The sequence below is a fragment of the Fictibacillus sp. B-59209 genome, from assembly GCF_036216745.1.
GTDB classification, from domain to species: domain Bacteria; phylum Bacillota; class Bacilli; order Bacillales; family Fictibacillaceae; genus Fictibacillus_C; species Fictibacillus_C marinisediminis.
In genome coordinates this window covers 103,307-121,587 of record NZ_JARMMC010000003.1, presented here as the reverse complement: position 1 = coordinate 121,587, position 18,281 = coordinate 103,307, and the positions used below count along the sequence as shown (strand labels likewise).

The window sequence follows — 18,281 nt, the reverse complement described above, 5'->3', positions numbered from 1 at the left end:
TGAGAAAAAAAAGGAAAAGGGTGCCAGGCACCGAGATTACACAAGTGTGTAAAAACGGTGCCTGGCACCCTCGCTATCACACCTTCGCGAGAAATGCCTGGTGAGCGGTGGATGGGTTTTCGAACCAGCGGGCTATCTGATCCGCTTTTTGCTGATCTTCTGCAGCACTCAGCAGCATCTGAATGACATGCCCTGGAAGTGGTTGTGTCATGGCGTTCGTCCACTCTGTCACCTCTTTGACGAAGGACTTTATACGCTCCCAGTATAAACGGCCGAGTTCTTCATCCCATCGATCAGAATGCTTATGTTCAATCAGCAAGTCAGACAGCTGTTCCGCGCAATAGGATGAGAGATTGCTTCCCTGTCCGGTAATCGGATCGTTGAGAATTACGCTGTCTCCACAGCCAAGGAACAGCTTATCGTTCACGTTGAGATAAGGTATGCGTACCTCTGGAGTAATCGCGATTTGTAAGAAGCCGTTCTCATCACATAGAGCGAACTCGATATCTACAATTCGCTCATGGATTTCAGGAAAAAACATTTCGACGGCTTCTCTCATTTTTATCGTGAATGCTTCAGGTGTCTTAATGCCTTTAAACATATCCAGCGGCCCTTCAGGAACGGCCGTGATGAACAGGATCGTAACAGGACCGTACTCCGTTTCAGAAGGAATTTCGAACATTTCCCCAAGTTCCGGAATCACCGTCACACTGACACCTAGAGGAGAAGTTGGTTTCACTCCTTTAAAATACCCGACGATACATTTTCGCTGCGGGGTTTGAAATGGAGTAAGTTCTTTTTCGACTGGAAACGGAACAAGCGGACCGTTTTTTCCTGTACAATCAATAACCAGATCAAATTCGTCACTGAATGCTTCAATCTCCTCTTTTATGACCTTTTTCTGCTGAAAGGACACACCAGCTCTCTCTAATTCTTCTGCATAACGAGAGTATGCCAGACGCTGATCGACGGATAATGCCGGTTTTTCAAGCATACCCGCAAACAGCTTTTGGTCACCGACCGTGATATGAATGCTTTCAATCATTGAATCGCTTTCCCACTTCGGCATATGAAATCGTTCCTCGCGGGCTCGTGTTGGACTGAAATGAACCTGCGTGGACATGATCCGCCCGCTGCGCAGCTGTTCTGGTGTACGATGAGAAACAATGGCCACTTCAAAATCATTCTTTAAAGCATAAGCCAGCTGCAATCCGGTCGTTCCGCTTCCCACAATTCCAATACGCTTTTTCAAAACCCTCAACTCCTTTATTAAAAATTCTTATGCCTAACTTCTTCTTTGATGGGTAAAGTCCTTTTTTACCTTTAAAAACAGGAAATATAGAACAGGTTTCGACAGATTATTTCCTAGGAAATTCGACTTATCCTCTTTGAAATCAAACCTCCTTGCCATTTACAGACAAAATGGGATAGAAATCGGCAAAATTATGTATATAATAGGAAAAATCAGTTTTTTTATATGATATGATAGAAAAAACTAGAATGGATTAAAGAGGTGGATCATGATTAGAGGGGAGAAAATTAAGTATTTTAGAGAAAAAAATAAACTTACCCAAAAAGAACTCACTTCTGGCATATGTTCAGTTCCCTACCTTAGTAAAGTCGAGAACAACAGCATCGTCCCTTCTCGGGAAATTCTAATTTTGCTTTGCAAAAGGCTGAATATTGAATACGATGATCTTCTGCAATCCTCCTCAAGCGATGGCATCAAGAAGATGATTTTTAATTGGTATGAAGATATAAAAGCAAGAAATCGACCTGCTTCCGCCGACCATTACGCAGCGATCGAGAAGAAGATTAAAGGCATCACCGACATAGAACTTTTAACGATGTTTCACCTGGCCGCTACCCGGCATTTTTTGCTTATTAGAGAATTTAACAAAGCCGAAGAGCAGCTGGCTTTTGCCGAAAAATACATGACGTATATGCCAAAAGAGATTGAAGGATACTACTTTTACTTTTCAGGATTGAATGAATACTTAAAAGGACACTTTCAAAAAGCGCTGGAGCTGTATTTAAAAGCAAGCGAATATGTAAATGAGCCGGAATACCATTACCAGCTTGCACTCATTTACAGCCGGTTGGGTAAGATTACACTTTCCATCTTTCACTCCGAGAGGGCGATGGAAGAGTTCAACAAAAACATCTTATTTTTTAAAGTGGTCGATTGCTACATCCTGTTGGGCATCAACTACAACCGGATCAACGAACACGCAACTGCCCTCTCTTATTTTAAAAAGGCGCTGAAAGGCATCGAATCCCTGCCGGACATCGGCCATTTAAAGATACATATCTATCATAATATTGGGATTGTCTATCATAAGCAAAAGAAGCCGTGGGAAGCGATCGATTATTTCTTAAAATCTCTTAATGTGCGCAAAGATCTGCAAGGCGGGGAGCTTACGATCTACCTTCTCGCCAGTAACCTTTTTCAGCTGAACGAGATTGAAGATGCCACCCGCTGGATTGAAAAAGGGCTAGTGCTGTTAAAAGGCGAACTGAACGAAACCTACTGCCTGCTGAAGATCCTGCAATTTCAAGTGCAAAAAAGACGTAACGAAGAAGATTATAAGATTTTTCTTGAAGAGACCGCCCTTCCCATCTTCAAGCAGAAGGATGAATTCATGTATATCCGGATGTGCTATGAACAGCTGGGCGATTATTATTACCGGAAGAAACAGTACAAGCGCTCAAGCGAATGCTACTGTGAAGCCAACAGCGTCGAGAGCTCATTCATTTAATAACCGGGTGCCAGGCACCGCTTTTACATACTTGTGTAATTGCGGTGCCTGGCACCTATAAATGGCACCTATAAAATCAAAAGGAGTTCCACTTATGAACCTGGATCGATTTGAAGATACGATTAAATCACTTTTTCCTGAAGAGCTTCTTAGTGAGTTTCTTGATGATTATGGTTTCACGAGCTGTGTAAAGAACGAGATTAACAGAGTTGGCTACTGCACAAATCTTTCCCTGGAAGCCATAGAGCTTGCAGCCGCTCAAAACGTTGACCTGCTGCTGACGCATCACGATGCGTGGGATTTCCTCTGCGGCTTGCGGGATGTCTGCATGGAAAAATTAAAAGAACACAACATGAGCCATTTTTATATTCATGGGCCACTTGATTATGTGGAATTTGGAACGTGCACATCGCTGATGAACGAACTTGAGATCAACAATATCATTCAACTCTCCATCTATGATGAGGGCGACATTCCAGGGATCGGCGAGTTTACTGAACCGCAATCCTTTGAAGTCCTGACTGAAAAAACAACCCAAACCTTAAACGAACACGTTCGTGCCTGGAAGCATCATGACCGGCCAGTGAAACGGATCGGTATGGTGACGGGAGCGGGCCATTCCTCCAACACTATCAAAAAGGCAGTGGATGCCGGATGTGATACCTACATAACAGGTGAAGCTACGTTATACAGTATCCAATATGCCCAGTTTGCAGGAATCAATCTTATTGCCGGAAGCCATACGTTTACCGAGATATTTGGTGTAGAAAGCCTGGCAAAAAAAATAAAAGAGCAGCATGAAGAGATCAGTATCGTCAGGATTGAAGAGTCTCATTTTGAGGCCAGATAAAGAGCACAAAATGGAGTTATTCACCCCAAAACTGCTCATTATTTCTCTCTATCTGCCAAAACCCGGTAACAACAAAATCCCCTTTCCAAATGAAAGGGGATTAAATATTACTTCATAAAATCCGGATTGTTTTTCTGAAAGTTTTGCCACGCCATCTTGATTCCTTGTTGAATTTCCTTCCTCGGAGCGCTAAGACGCTCTTCTGTCCCGCCGTAACCAACCTCCAATTGTTCCTTTTTCAATCCTTCAAAAATAGTATCCGCGAAATCATCCAACGGAGCACCGAACGTATGCAAACCAACGCCTCCCAAGTCGGTATTTACAGCAGGAGGAATCACTTCCACGATCTCAATATTCGTGTCTGCCAGCTGATGTCTTAGTGTAAGCGTAAAGGAGTGCATCGCTGCTTTTGTTGCACTATAAATCGGGACCCAGACTCCTGGCTGTATCGCCAATCCTGATGTTATGTTCATGATGCCTGCCCTTTTTTGTTTTTTCAGGTGAGGAATTAACAGCATGGACAAATGGATGGGACCTTCAATATTGATCGCCAACTCCTTTTGATAATAACTCCAGTCATGTGCAGCGTTTTGCAAATTGACTCGCTGCTGGATTCCTGCATTATTCACCAATAGATTGAGATCCGGAAATTCATTGACTGCCCACTCAACCAGTTCAATGCGTTCTTCCTCTTTGGAAACATCACACACTTTTGTATGCAGTTCTGGGAGCATCTCTTTTGCTTCTGCCAGCTTTTCTTCCCGCCGGCCAACTGCAATGACCTTGTTTCCTTTTTTTATAAAACGTTCAGCGAAAGCAAATCCGATCCCTGAAGCCCCGCCTGTTATCAAAATGGTGTTTCCCGTAAGACCCATTGCTGTTCCTCCTGACTGGGATTTTTAGGTTCATTCTATCAACCCCTTTTCTTTTATACAAACAATTGAACGTAATAAAAGGCTCTTTTCGCAAATTATGTTGCTATTGAGACCATAATAAAAAGACATCTAATTGGATGCCGTTCTGCAATTGCAAACCGTTAGTTGATGCGAATTTTTAAAAAAGAACCTTCAATCCAAAGAAGATCAAAGGTTCTGTTTTTAATTTTTTATTTTAGGCTCTTTTCTAAAAGATTGTTGCTTTGGGAACCTTTTTGTATATAGGCTTCATTGACAAGTTGATTGGAGTGCAAGATGCGAGACTCCTGCGGGACTAGCGGGACAGGTGAGACCCACAGGCGCTTGCGCCGGTAAGGCTCACCGCCCGCCCCGCGGAAAACGAGCATCCTGAAACGGAAATCAACAACTCTCAAAAGCAACAAAGGTTACGAAAACAGCCTTATTTTATCTCTGTTTTATTCAATCATTGTCTTTTCAATCTCTTCATCATAGAAAGCTTGTCCATTAATAGTTTCTACATCCAAAGAATTAACTAAAGGCCATCTCTTTTTTTTTGCTTAGACCAAGCGCCTGTGCTGTTGAAGAATGAATTTCGTGCAGAAGATCTGGGTTTTCCATTAGTGAAACACCATAAGAAGGAATCATTTCTTTGATTTTCGGTTCCCACTCTTCCATATGCTGCGGGAAGCATTTTTTGATTACCTCAAGCATAACGTGAACGGCAGTAGAAGCACCCGGAGATGCGCCTAGTAATGCTGCGATCGAGCCATCAGCAGCAGTAATCACTTCCGTACCAAACTGAAGTGTTCCTTTGCCGCCTGCCTCTGTATCTTTAATAACTTGCACACGTTGGCCAGCTACGACTAAATCCCAATCCTCGCTTTTGGCGGTCGGAATAAATTCCCGCAGCTCTTCCATGCGCTGTTCCTTTGATAACATAACTTGCTGAATCAGATACTTTGTCAATGACATCTCTTTTGCACCTGCCGCCAGCATCGTTAAGACATTATCCGGTTTTACGGAAGTTACTAAATCGAACAAGGAACCAGTTTTTAAAAACTTTGGTGAGAAGCCGGCAAATGGTCCAAATAGCAACGATTTCTTATTGTCGATATATCTGGTATCAAGATGCGGAACAGACATTGGCGGAGCCCCAACCTTAGCTTTGCCGTATACTTTTGCATGCTGCTGCGCTATGACCTCCGGATTATTGCATACCATGAAGATTCCGCTTACCGGGAATCCTCCGATATGTTTCCCTTCAGGAATACCGGATTTTTGCAGTAAATGCAGGCTTCCTCCTCCGCCACCAATAAAGACAAATTTTGCCGTATGGCGTTCTGCGCTGCCGCTATCGAGATTTTTCACTTTCAATTCCCACGAGCCATCGCTTGTACGTTTAATATTATCAACACTATGTTTGTATTTGATATCGACGTTTTTAGTCTTTAAATGGTCAAACAACCTACGCGTCAACGCACCAAAGTTGACATCTGTTCCAGAGTCAATTTTGGTAGCTGCTATCGGTTCATTCAATGAACGGCCTTCCATGATAAGCGGAATCCATTCCAACAGTTTTTCCGGAACATCGGAAAATTCCATCCCTTGAAATAGCGGATTGTTTGACAGCGCTTTAAAACGTTTCTTTAAAAACGCTACGTTTTCTTCCCCTTGTACCATACTCATATGGGGCAATGGCATGATAAAGTCCTGGGGATTTTTTATCAGCTTGCCGTTTACAAGATAGGACCAGAACTGCGTTGAAAGCTGAAACTGTTCATTAATTTTTATAGCTTTACTAATATCTACAGACCCATCCGGTTTTTCGACCGTGTAGTTAAGCTCGCACAGTGCCGCATGCCCCGTTCCCGCATTATTCCATTCGTTAGAGCTTTCCTCTCCTGCGTTTTCGAGCTTCTCAAACACTTTAATTTCCCATTCCGGTACTAATTCTTTCAAGATTGTCCCTAAAGTCGCACTCATGATTCCGGCGCCAATTAAAATGACGTCAGTGTTAGTTTCTCTGCTGCTCATTTTTACCAACCTTTTCGCCTAAAATTTGCAGAAAAGATGCAGGCCTCACACCAAGCTAAGATGCGATCTAGTCACACACTTTTTCTGTCCCAGTTATAACCATATCATAATGTATTACAATCATTTAAATACTAAATCATCTACTATTATATGATAATTATAAGTTTTTTAAAAGTTGATAAAAGTGATTAGTCCGTCCAAAAGGCCTAGAAACACACAAAAACCAAAGCATTAATGATTTTTTGTCCCAAAAACTTCTTTTACCGTATGGTTAAAATGCAGTTTGGGATGAAATATATTAAGGAGATTTTACCCGCGTATCTATTCAAACTCTGCTGCATATCATCGGCGTACAGTGCAATATACATGCCCTTAAATAAAATTTTGTAACTTCCTACTAGACATTTCGACTAACATATAAAGGGTTATTGGCGTAGGATATTAATACCAAAGTTCAAGCGGAGAATTTCTTTACCCATATGATCAATTAGAAATCTTTTGGGACTGGGAGGATTTCACATGAAAAAACGATCATCTTTTTTGAGAATGGTCTCAGCAGTTCTGTTAATTATGGTTTTTTCCTTTTCTTTTTTCGCGCCAAGTACAGACTCTGATGCAAGCTCACAAAAAGCTGAATTTACAAAACACTCATATAAAGGTATTTATTTATTACGGTATCCTCAAGTTTACGGAATCAATAAAAATGCGGCCAGTAAGATTAATTCCACACTTAAAAAAGCAGCTGAAAAATCGTACAATTCTTACCTTAATGTTAAGAAAGCAGAAAAAGAGGTTCCAAAAAAAGAGTTATGTAAAAAAACTCCTAAATGTAAATATTCATTCAACTCTCTTTATCAAGTAAAGCATAATTCAAATGGTAAATTGAGTATCTATTATTTGGAATACACTTATACTGGGGGAGCACATGGAAAAGGCAAAGTAACAATGTATAACTTTGACCTTTCAACAGGTAAACACTATAAAATTGATGATATTCTTAAAACATCTTGCAATTATAAAAAAGTACAAAAGTATGCATTTAAATATCTTAGTACACATAAACCATATTCTCATTCTGTATTTCAATTAAGCGACGTTACAGTTAACAAAAACTCTCAATTCTCGTTTTATAAAGACGGAATTTATCTGCTATTTCAAGATTATGATGAATATGAAATTGCATCATATGATGATGGGAATCCATTTATTAAAATTCCAAAGTCAGTTTATCAATAAGTGACCCGAATTGGCGTAAGATATTTTTTATTAAGCTGTTTTCTAAAAGATTGTTGCTTGGGAACCTTCTTGTAAAGATGCTTCATTGATAAGTTGATTGGAGTGCAAGGTGCGAGACTCCTCGAAAATGAATTTCACATTTTCTTCGTGCGATATAACGCTGCCGAAGCCTTCCTTGTCCTGCGGGAGCAGCGGGACAGGTGAGACCCACAGGCGCTGGCGCCGAGAAAGTAGGCGCTGGCGCCGGTAAGGCTCAACGCCCGCCCCGCGAAAGTAGGCGTTTACGCCGGTAAAAGCGAGCATCCTGAAACGGAAATCAACCACTCCCAAAAGCAACAAAGCTTACGAAAAAAGCCTTTTATTAAATGCTATATAGCATCTTTATACCAATAATGTACAAGTACGATGAACAATCTTTCCACAAACACCCCAAAAAAGACAGCTCCTATAAGAGGAACTGTCCTTTCGCTATTTTACTTCCAGGCCCCGAACCACGTGCCCCATTTTTGGAGGAGCTGTTCTTTCAGCGATGGAGACTCAATGCCCTTCTGTTTTTTAAATTCATTATAGCCGGCAAACCCGATCAGCAGGATTCCTGCGATCAACAGGTACACCCACCACGGCATGTTGCCCCAGTATGGCCGGGTCTGCACGAGTACATTGACCAGCAGCACGATCAAACCGCTGAAAAAGTAGCTTTTTTGTTTGGAAACAAAGCCATAGAGGATAGCGATAACAGCCAGTGTACCGAGAATAATCGCATCGATAATTTTATAGCTGTACATCGCATCAATCATAAGAATCAATGAGATGACGCCGATCAAGCTGTATTGAACATACATGATCACCTTTTCGCTCAGATTCCACGTCTTTCGCGTCAGCAGATAACTGATCAGGATCCAAGGCAAGACATACAGCTCTGTCATGAGATACTCAGGGAAATCAATCATGTCGATGATCGTATAGTAGGTTAACAGACAAACGAGCAGCGACAGCGTTTGAAGCACTTTTTGTGCGATGGGAACCTCATTGATCCGTCTTGAATGCTGATACAGCAATATCGCAATCAGGGTGAATCCTGCGATAAATACCCATTCCACAGCCTGCATGCAGCCGGTCCATACATAGACCAGCCCCGCTATTCCGTAAAAATCAACTTTTTCCTCATTCTCGTGATGATACAGCTTTTCATATAAAAAGATTCCGATTGCGGTAAACAGAATACCGATCGCATACCACACGACCGCACGGAGTGGAGAAGAAAGACTGTAAATATCCATCAAATCGGCCATCCCGAGCCAGAAAAAAATCAACGGAAAGGCTGCAGCCGTTCTCCAATACCCTTTTAGTGAGTGGAAAAACGCCATGAACACAAAGATGACACCGATATAGAACCAAAGAGAGATTACGTCTCCGCTGTAATAGGAATCAGCCAGGTATTCGGCCATCACCAGAATGGAGAACGGAACGATATACCATCTAAGCCGTTCCTTCCAGGCTTCTGAAAGAACAAAATAAGCAGCCAGCAGCAACAGGCTGTAGACGAGACGGTTCTCGTTAGGAAACCATTCGTTGACCATGAAACCGAATGCCGCGGATAAAACGGTCAGTCCAGCGTAAAGACTGTATTTTCTCTCCGCTTCAAACACGGAACGCCATACATATAACCCATACAAAACCGTCAGCAAGAGATACGGCAGCGTTTCACCCGAAGTAATAAAGTTATAGAATACCGCGTACAGAAGAGCCGCTTGGCCGACAACCAGCGCAGGCAGATGGCTTTGGCGTTCCACCCGCTTTAACACTTCATAGGAAACAAAAAGGAGAGCGGCAATCGTGATCAGTGTGAGCCGTTCGCTCAGCGGATCTGCCGTCAAGTGAAGCAGCGCATAAAAAACAAAGAACAATCCTGCCTGCACCACTCCATAACCGACACTCTGTTTAAAATACCGCGTCCCCACGAACATCATAAAACTAAACAGCAAACTGCAGACGAGACGGATCCAGTCGGCTTCCGTGTCAAAGGAGACAAGAAAACTGATAAGAGAAACGAACATCGCACCGATCAATGCGTATTGACCGAGAATGCGGTCTGTTTTTTTCCAATAATACAGTGCAGCCAGAAGTATTGTTCCTATTCCAATCGCGAGCGCACGATCTGGGTCAGGAATAAGCGCCATTCCCATTGAAAAGCCCGCAAAGAACAGGAAGACCGAGACACCTGCACCAAATACTTTTTGGGAGATGCCCTGCTCGGTCAAATAATGTCTGGCCCCTAGTCCTGTCAGCAGAAGGGCGAGAACCACTGTCTGCCAATACTCAGGAATCAGCAGCGTCAATCCGAAACCAGCCATCAGGAACGCTCCGGCAACATAAAGGCTGGAACGACGGATCGGCACAATGAACTGGCCGATTACATACGCAACCAGCCCGGATATTCCGATAGCAAGCGGCCAATACTTTATGCTGGACGGGCTTGTGAGATGATACACCTCCAGCGCAGCGCTGAAAATGTAAAAAGGCGCAAGATACGTAAAGAGGCGGAAAGCCGTGTTATAGCTTAAGTAAACAAAGTTACCGGCAATCACGAGATACCCCAGAAACATCCACACGCTTCCCTCGCCGCTTGAAAGCATCAGCCCTTTTCCCGTAACGAGTAAAAACGCAAGAGCAGAGACAGCCCCGTTGGCGATCTGGTAGTACTTTTTCAAATTGCCCTTCGAATAGCGGGCAACAGCGAGAAGCACCACTGGCACAATTGGAATGAGTACCAGGCTCAGGCCGGCACCAGCCGCTTGTTCAACGAGCTGATAGAGGCCATACGAAACAAAAGCCATAAACAAGAGCTCATACTCCACCCGTTTGTTGACCATTCTCATCGCCAAATACAGAACAGCGGTCAATATCAGGTTAAAGCTCTGAGAAAGCGGCTGTTCAAACGAAATGATAATGAATAACGTGGATAAGATCAGATTGCTTTGAATAAAGATGGGCAAGACCTTTTGAGAAATGTCTGCCTCCTTCGCTTTTCGTACATGAAAAAGATAGATGTAACCCGCATTTCCGAGTGCATATGCAAAATAGAACGCGTTCTTCTCAATGCCGAATGCCAAAAGAACAAACGCATAGCCGATAGCTGAAGCAATCAGCGTAAACCAGGCGAACAATTTGGATGAAAACGACTTCGTGAACATCCAATAAATCGGCAGACAGATCAGACTGGTTACCGCCCCCAGCACATATTTACCGTCCCCCGAAAAACTCAGCCAGCTGCCAAACAGCTCAAAATATCCTGCCGACAGAATGGTGATCGGCACGAATAGCGCAAACAACACAAAGAACGCAAATGCTGTCTTCCTGATGTAAAGCACCCGCTGTGACAATGCACCGAGCCCTCCGAATAGAGCGGCGATTCCGCCTACAAGCAAGGTTTTCGCCAGAGAACTGAATACGTCCCAGTTGCTCGTTGCAAGGGTAAGCCCGCCAAGCAGAAGAAGCACGACACCCGCTGTCATGAGCAGCGTCAAGTTCCGCTCCCGCTTTTGTTCAGCGGTCAGTGCCGGCTTGGGGGCTGGTTGAGTCACTGGCCTCAGCTTCGGTACAGGCTGATCCTGAGCCGCTGGCACCGTGCTGGTGATGATCGGCTGTTCCCTCTCAAACTGTTGTGGTTCCTCCGAGCGCTTTGGTCCGGATGTTGCCTGTATATACGGTTCCTTTCCTTCTTCAATTCTTCTCTGGTCTTTTTCATAGCGGTTGATCCCTTCAACCACTCTTAAGTAATCTTCGTATTTCAAATATCCCTTTTCCTTCAGGTCAAACAAGTCCTTGATCAATTCTTGACCCTTCATGCGACACCCCGCTTTTGCATCGTTATTGCTAAAAACCAACAGATGAACATTTATTCATTCTATGTATCAACCACATTATACATCACTTTTGGAAATAAAAGGGTGCTTATTGCAGACATATCTACAAAAAATGAGCTTTAGAAGGAAGCCCTCTAAAGCTTGGATTCTTAGGTTTATAATTCTCGTACCTTCCCGTTGAACCTAAACAACCCATTTAAGTAATCCTTTCTGTTTAAACAAATATAAAAAGGGGCTGTCCAGAAAGTCGAAAATTGACCTTCAGGCAGCCCATTTTTGGCTTGAAAAAACTTCAATGAAAAGTTAATTGAAGTGGAAGATGCGAGANNTCTTGGACAGCCCCGTTCGAAAAATTATTTAATAAAAGTTTCAATATCTTGATCATTAAAACTAGTATTTAATATGTTGTCTTCTTTTAGTTTCTCTTCGACCATCTTTAAAATATGCAAGAAATGAGTAAGTCTATACATAACAAAAAATCCTCTTTCAAGCGGCAAAGGCATAGTAGTAAATTGCTTCTGCTTATTTTCGTTAATATAACTAATTATTAAGGTTTGATTTTTGTCCATCTCACCATATATTTGCTGAGGTTCTACATCTCTAAAACTGTATAGCCTTTCCTTAATCCCTATATCATCAAAAAGATCTTTTAATTCTTGAGTACTTTTCACATCGTGAGCTGGATTATTAGGTGGAAATACCTCATAGAAATACGCTTCTTTTAAAACATTTATAAAAAAATGTGTAATTGCAGACTCTTCATCCGAAAAAACTTTTACATTAGTTTTCTTTGGAGGTGTCCGCCTTTCAAAATTAATGACTGAATACTCCCAAATACCATTTATATTTTCAATTTGACTATAGGCCTCATAGTCTCCTTTTATTTGTAAGATGTTATCGGGATTAATTTTTATCTTAATATTTAGCTCGTCACAAGCCTCTAATAATTGGTTCCTATTCAACCGTTATCACATTCCCAGGCAGGCCGCATGGAGAGCGAGATAATCCCATTTTAACGCACCTTTAATCTCACTGCACTGGCTCTCCAGTTTATCGATATCCGAGGCCAGCGCTTCCAGTTCATCCGGCTTAACGCTTATTTGACTCATCCAGCTTTTGCTGCCTCTCGATATCGTTCGCCTTTTCCCTAAGCCTAGTCGCTTCTCTTTTCAACGCATCCTTCAATTGTTCCCCAGTACTTGCTGACGAAAAGTGGGTACTTGCTGCTTCTGACATGATCTGCTTATAGCTCGCTTTGCTTTTGCTTTCCCAGTCTTGAGCTTTGGTCAATACGTGTGCGCGGTCTCGTCCGAGTCGATCCAGCTTATGCAACGACTCCGATACCTTGCCGGATTACCAATCCAGCATATCCGCCTGCATTCTGTATTTTTGCTTGTCAAAAAACATTCGATCACCGCCTGCTTATTCTCTCTCTTCCTATTGTAAAGAAGGCACACGGGCAGAGGTACTAGCCGTTTTTACTAAAATCAGGTAATTACTCAGTCTTTTATCCCCGTTCCACTGCGACATATTTCCTATTCCCGCCTCATTAGCCATTTATTCCTTGATTCGGCAAATCCAATTGCACTATAGTAGACTCTAGGCTAAATTCCCCCGTCATCAGGGATTTTTTAACATAAAAATTTGTCGAAAATAGTAGAATTGTTTTGTTTCCAATACCCTTGAAAACCACTAAACTATTATGGGAGATAAAAAGATCTGCTTTATGCGAAGGGAGAACGACCATGTTTTACATCGCATGCTGCCAGCAGCAAGAATTCACTGCGGGTTATGAGGCGGCAACGTTACAATATAATAAGAAGAAAAATTTCAGGGTAAGGGGGGAGCTGGATGCCTGAACCTACCCAGAAAAACAAGCGGTATATGCCCGGGATTGACGGGCTGAGAGCGTTCGCTGTTCTCGCAGTCATCGCTTATCACTTAAATCTTGGATGGGCACCTGGCGGATTATTGGGCGTGGGCATCTTTTTCGTTCTATCCGGCTACCTGATCACAGATTTAATCATAGCGGAATACCATCGAACCGGAAAAATCGACTTTAAACAGTTCTGGATCAGACGGGCACGCAGACTCCTGCCGGCTTTACTGTCCATGCTGGCTCTTGTCATTCTTTGGGTCCTTCTTTTTGAACGATCGTTTTTACTGGACCTCTGGGGCAATGTTCTATCTGTCCTTACGTACGTAAGCAACTGGTGGCTAATTTTTCACAAAGTGTCTTATTTCGCGCAGTTCGGTCCTCCCTCTCCGCTCAACCATTTATGGTCGCTGGCGGTGGAGGAACAGTTCTATCTTATATGGCCGCTCGTGCTGTTACTCGGCCTGCGTTACATAAAAAATAATAGATTGATTCTCGGGAGCATACTCGTTGCAGCTATCCTTTCCGCCATTGCGATGGCTATGATTTACACACCGGGAGTAGATCCAAGCCGGGTATATTACGGAACAGACACGAGAGCTTTTTCCCTGCTGATCGGAGCCGGACTTGCGATCATTTGGCCAAGCCGAAAGCTGTCCACTCGTCTGCCGAAGGAACAGCGAAAAGCACTCGATATTGTTGGAACGCTCAGTCTCTTTGGGATTTTGCTCTTAATCGGATTCACCAGCCAATTTGATAGCTTCTTATATCGCGGCGGTATGGTCATTCTGTCGATTTTCACCTTATTTGTCGTGGCGGCGCTTGCCCATCCGTCCAGCCGGCTCGGCATGGCCATGGGATGGAAGCCGCTTCGCTGGATTGGTGTCCGGTCGTACGGCATCTATTTATGGCATTTTCCAGTCATCGTTTTCACCAACCCTGCACAGGAAAACGCCCATCCATCCGCATGGCTCAGAATCGCTCAGTTTGCATTAATCCTTATTCTGGCCACGCTGTCCTGGCACTTTATTGAGGAGCCTATCCGTCAAGGAGTATTGAAACGATGGAGAGCGAAACTGAACATGACGGCACATTCCTGGAAACGTGCGACACTCGTGCAAAAGTCGATCCTTGGCTGCTCAGCAGCAGTGATCGTCGTCATCTTTTTCACGGTTGTCATCCCGGAGCTTCACAAGCTTGAAGCCGGACAGAAAAAGAAAGCCGAGCAGGCCATCATGCATCCTGAGCCTGTAAAACCGAAAGAGAAACCGAAGCAAGTACAACCAAAACCGGAAGAAAAGCCAAAACCGGATTCTGATCAAAAGCCTGATCCAAAACCAGCACCTGTCTCGCCGCCTAAACCGGCGGACGAACGAATTTCAGTGATCGGTGACTCGGTCATGGTGAACGTGGCCCCTTATATCAAAGAAAAATTCCCCAAGGCAACGGTTGACGCCAAGATCGGCCGCCAGTTGAAGGATGCTTCAGATGTCATCGATCACATGAAGGCAAACGGAAGCCTGGGACACACAGTCGTCATCGGACTTGGAACGAACGGCCCCTTCTCAAAAGACCAGCTCGTAAACGTACTCGATAAAGTTGGTAAAGACAAAGAAATCGTACTGATCAACAGCCAGGTTCCCCGTTCGTGGGAAAAGCAAGTGAACCGGACGCTCGCGGAAGTGGCTTCTACACATCCTCATACCAAGCTTGTGAACTGGAACCAGGCGAGTGATGGACAAACCTCGTACTTTTATAATGACGGCGTCCATCTCAAGCCAAAAGGCGCTTCCGCCTATGCGAAGCTTGTGGAAAGTGCAGTGAACTAGAATAATAGAAGGATTAGAGAGCAACGGTTTAGCGGCCGTTGTTTTTTTATGGCAAAGAAAAAAACTCCGGCTCACATAAGCCAGAGTTCATTAGTTCTTTTTATCAAAAAACATGCCGTCACTCGAAACTGCCGCATAGGGATTAGCGTACTGTGCGGAGTGGGTTTTCTTTTGGTTCATCAAAGTAATGTCACGCTTAATTTCTGCGAGCTGACGGTCGAGCAGAGGCTGAACAACTTCGTTCAACTGAAGAATGACAAGCCCCATACGCTTCTCTTCATCAGTAAAAGTAACAGGAATTTCGCCCAGCAGCGATTCCCGCTGATCCAACAGCTCATTCAACCGCTCAATGTAGGGTTCGCGCTCTTCTTTTGGAAGACCACTCGCCACGTGACCGTGCAAGTTATGTGTGATCTCAAGTAAAACGCTGACCGCTCCCATCTTATACTCTTCCTCCCTGACCATATTGCTGACGGCGGTTGATCTGGATAACTTCCTTCCACGTATCACGGAATTCCGCCACAAAGCTCTCCACCTCATCCAAGATTTCAACACTGCCCTGAATGTTTGCCTCAATCAAGCGGCGGTTTAGATAGTCGTACATCGGCATGAGTGTCTGTGAAACCGGAGCATCCATGTTCAGTGTTACCATGAGCTCCTGGATGATCTTTTGAGCCTTCAAACAGTTAGTGTTTTTCTCTTGAAGATTTTTATTTTGTATGGCTTGCTTCGCCTGAGTAATAAACTTCAGACAGCCATTATACAGCATCAATGTCAGTTCTCCGGGCGATGCCGTCTGAACCGAGTTATTCTGGTACGACTGATACGGGTTTGGTAAAGACATCATGTCACTCCCTTATTGTATTGCTTGTTACTTGCTGAAATACTGGGACAGGTAGGTGCTCTGCTGGTTGGACCGCTGAATGGCTTGTTCCATCGCGGTAAATTGGCTATAGTAACGATCTTCAACTTGGGTCAAACGTTCATTAAAAGCATCAATGCGCGTATCAAGATCATTCAGCTCTTTCCCGATCACAAACTGGCTGTTTACCAGTAGCGAATTACCTGCTTTATCCTTAACACTATTCATAGTCTTGTTTAAAGTGTCGTATAGTTTTTGCATGAGCCCGTTCTCGCTGCTGATGCTGCTCGTATTGGTAAAGAGTTTTTCAACAGACGCTGGATCATCTTCAATCGCTTTTTTCAGTTTCGCCTCATCAAGAACGAGCTTTCCACCTTCTAAATAATTACTCGAAGTCGTTATTCCTATTTTGGCAAGCTGATTATAATTTGGGTTGATGGAACTATCCGTTACGGTTGCAAACATGTTTTGGCGCATTTCATTTAAAGCTGAGGAAAGCACTGGATCACTCTTGATCAAACCGCTTTTCGCTTTTTCATCCCAAAGCTCAGCTTGCTTATCAGTCATGGCTGATCGCTGTTCATCTGATAATGGATCGTATTTACGATAACGCTCTTCTGAAATTTTATCTTTAACCTTAGAGATGGTTTCATTGTATTTATCGACGAAGGCTTTTATGTTTTTGATGACATCGTCTGAGTTGTTTCCAACTGCCAGTGAAACTGAACCGGTATTGAATGTCTGTTTTAAATTAAACGTTACACCGTTCATTGCAAACGCATTAGAATTCCGCTCCGTTTTAAGGCCGTTTATCGTTAGAACAGCATTATCTCCGCCACTCTCAGTGACCGTACCATCAAATCGTGCAGCCCATGTTAAAAAATCTCCCGAGGTATGAATTTCATTGCCAGTTGGATTAAAGTTTCCTGTTTGCGACCTTGTAAGGGTCATACGATCCGTCTGTGTATCATAAAAGGCAGATATCCCAACACTTGATGAATTAATTTGGTTAATGACACTATTTAAAGAAGTAGAACCATTAATAGCGAACGTCTGATTAACTGCTTTCCCATTCGTATCGTAGGATTGAAGGCCAAATGTAAAATAGTTTTCTTTATAGGTAGCAGATACCTCGGCACCCTTTTCAATAGTATCCGCAAATGATAGAAGACCTGTTTTCTCATCGACATAAACGTTTTTTGTTCCGCTTGTAAGCTGAGTTTTATCGGTGACAACTGTATAGTTATCAATACTCCCAGAAGAAGTTTTTACTGAAACGGAAGTTAATGATCCTGAGGCAATGGAAGTTTTGGTGAGTTGAAAATCTTTGATTCCTCCTGGGACGGTAATGACGTCCGTGTGATCAGGTGTAAAATATGTGACAGATACGGAACTGCCCGCTGTAAGTTGCTCACTGAAGTTCAGCTTACCGTCTGCACCTACAATGACTTGTCCGGGCAATTTAGGATCAGTAAATGAACTAACTACTTGATAATCCTTTCCATTGACTTTAACGCTCGAACTTAACAGCAAATTGTTATCTAAATTCGCCTGTTTTAATTGAATCGTATCCGTTGCCGATTCAATTGTTTTTGATTCTTTTTCTATACTACCCTTCTTCCAATTAAAGCCAGTGCTTGTATTGTCTACGTAACTTGCAAACTTGGTCATTTGATCGTAAAGTCCGGAATCGGCATCTATTTTATCAGTCGCTGATTTAGATAATGCTCCAGCGTTTACCTTTGTTGCGGCACTTGCTAGTTTATCTACAGAAGAGATATTATACGAAGTCAGGCTTGCTGACGAACTTGCTGTGGCTGTAATACGGCTTTCATCTGAAGAAGTAACCGTTCTTGAACGGTAAGAAGAGGTTAACTTCATAGAAAAAGACAAATCCTTCAAACCGGATAGCAAGGTATTCATCGAACGGTAGTCATCTCTTTGCCACTCCAGTATTTGCTTTTTCTGATTCAGCTTATCCATCGGCACCCGCTGAGCTTTCATCATCTCCTTGACCATGGAATCTACATCCATCCCACTGGCAAGTCCGCTAATGCGCAATGTACTCATTCA

14 protein-coding genes are annotated in these 18,281 nt (G+C 43.2%); 4 read left to right on the top strand and 10 right to left on the bottom strand.

Annotation, left to right across the window (positions count from 1 at the left end; all coding sequences use genetic code 11):
* Positions 1-76: 76 nt before the first annotated feature.
* Complete coding sequence (locus tag P4361_RS01655) at positions 77-1,252, bottom strand: styrene monooxygenase/indole monooxygenase family protein (protein ID WP_328088074.1); 1,176 nt, start codon at positions 1,250-1,252, stop codon at positions 77-79.
* 268 nt (positions 1,253-1,520) lie between these two features.
* On the opposite strand from P4361_RS01655, the gene P4361_RS01650 reads away from it, so the two are divergent.
* Both P4361_RS01650 and P4361_RS01645 read left to right on the top strand, forming a co-directional pair.
* Positions 1,521-2,759, top strand: coding sequence for a helix-turn-helix domain-containing protein (locus P4361_RS01650; protein ID WP_328088073.1), 1,239 nt, complete (start codon positions 1,521-1,523; stop codon positions 2,757-2,759).
* 94 nt (positions 2,760-2,853) lie between these two features.
* Positions 2,854-3,609 carry a Nif3-like dinuclear metal center hexameric protein gene (locus P4361_RS01645; protein WP_328088072.1) on the top strand — a complete coding sequence of 252 codons (756 nt, stop codon included), beginning with the start codon at positions 2,854-2,856 and terminating at the stop codon, positions 3,607-3,609.
* Between the two features lie 107 nt (positions 3,610-3,716).
* On the opposite strand, the gene P4361_RS01640 is transcribed toward P4361_RS01645, so the two are convergent.
* The gene (locus P4361_RS01640) at positions 3,717-4,484 is read right to left on the bottom strand and encodes an SDR family oxidoreductase (RefSeq protein ID WP_328088071.1); all 768 of its coding nucleotides are present in this window, start codon (positions 4,482-4,484) and stop codon (positions 3,717-3,719) included.
* A 549-nt stretch (positions 4,485-5,033) separates the two neighbouring features.
* Positions 5,034-6,539, bottom strand: coding sequence for a malate:quinone oxidoreductase (locus tag P4361_RS01635; RefSeq protein ID WP_328088069.1), 1,506 nt, complete (start codon positions 6,537-6,539; stop codon positions 5,034-5,036).
* 519 nt (positions 6,540-7,058) lie between these two features.
* Between P4361_RS01635 and P4361_RS01630 the strand changes: the two genes are divergently transcribed.
* Positions 7,059-7,775, top strand: a complete 717-nt coding sequence (locus P4361_RS01630; RefSeq protein WP_328088068.1) for a DUF4163 domain-containing protein — start codon at positions 7,059-7,061, stop codon at positions 7,773-7,775.
* A gap of 473 nt (positions 7,776-8,248) precedes the next feature.
* Here the strand turns inward: P4361_RS01630 and P4361_RS01625 are convergent, their stop codons facing one another.
* From P4361_RS01625 to P4361_RS01610, 4 genes are all read right to left on the bottom strand, one after another.
* Positions 8,249-11,623, bottom strand: coding sequence for a hypothetical protein (locus P4361_RS01625; RefSeq protein ID WP_328088067.1), 3,375 nt, complete (start codon positions 11,621-11,623; stop codon positions 8,249-8,251).
* 371 nt (positions 11,624-11,994) lie between these two features.
* The gene (locus tag P4361_RS01620) at positions 11,995-12,603 is read right to left on the bottom strand and encodes a hypothetical protein (protein WP_328088066.1); all 609 of its coding nucleotides are present in this window, start codon (positions 12,601-12,603) and stop codon (positions 11,995-11,997) included.
* 6 nt (positions 12,604-12,609) lie between these two features.
* Positions 12,610-12,750: a hypothetical protein gene (locus tag P4361_RS01615; protein WP_328088065.1), complete on the bottom strand. Its 141-nt coding sequence runs from the start codon at positions 12,748-12,750 to the stop codon at positions 12,610-12,612.
* Positions 12,731-12,973 (bottom strand): hypothetical protein, encoded by a 243-nt coding sequence (locus tag P4361_RS01610; RefSeq protein ID WP_328088063.1) that lies wholly within the window; start codon positions 12,971-12,973, stop codon positions 12,731-12,733. Before P4361_RS01610 ends, P4361_RS01615 begins: the two co-directional genes overlap by 20 nt.
* Positions 12,974-13,492: 519 nt before the next feature.
* Here P4361_RS01610 and P4361_RS01605 point away from each other — a divergent pair.
* On the top strand, positions 13,493-15,346 hold the full coding sequence (locus P4361_RS01605; RefSeq protein WP_328088062.1) for an acyltransferase family protein: 1,854 nt from the start codon (positions 13,493-13,495) through the stop codon (positions 15,344-15,346).
* A 90-nt stretch (positions 15,347-15,436) separates the two neighbouring features.
* Here the strand turns inward: P4361_RS01605 and P4361_RS01600 are convergent, their stop codons facing one another.
* From P4361_RS01600 to fliD, 3 genes are read right to left on the bottom strand one after another with little or no spacing between them, the layout of a single operon-like run.
* A complete protein-coding gene (locus P4361_RS01600) occupies positions 15,437-15,787 on the bottom strand; it encodes a hypothetical protein (protein WP_328088061.1) in 351 nt (116 codons plus the stop codon).
* 1 nt (position 15,788) lies between these two features.
* Complete coding sequence (gene fliS / locus P4361_RS01595) at positions 15,789-16,190, bottom strand: flagellar export chaperone FliS (RefSeq protein ID WP_328088117.1); 402 nt, start codon at positions 16,188-16,190, stop codon at positions 15,789-15,791.
* 27 nt (positions 16,191-16,217) lie between these two features.
* Entirely contained in the window at positions 16,218-18,278 is a 2,061-nt protein-coding gene (gene fliD, locus P4361_RS01590; protein WP_328088059.1) for a flagellar filament capping protein FliD, read from the bottom strand.
* Positions 18,279-18,281: the final 3 nt, after the last annotated feature.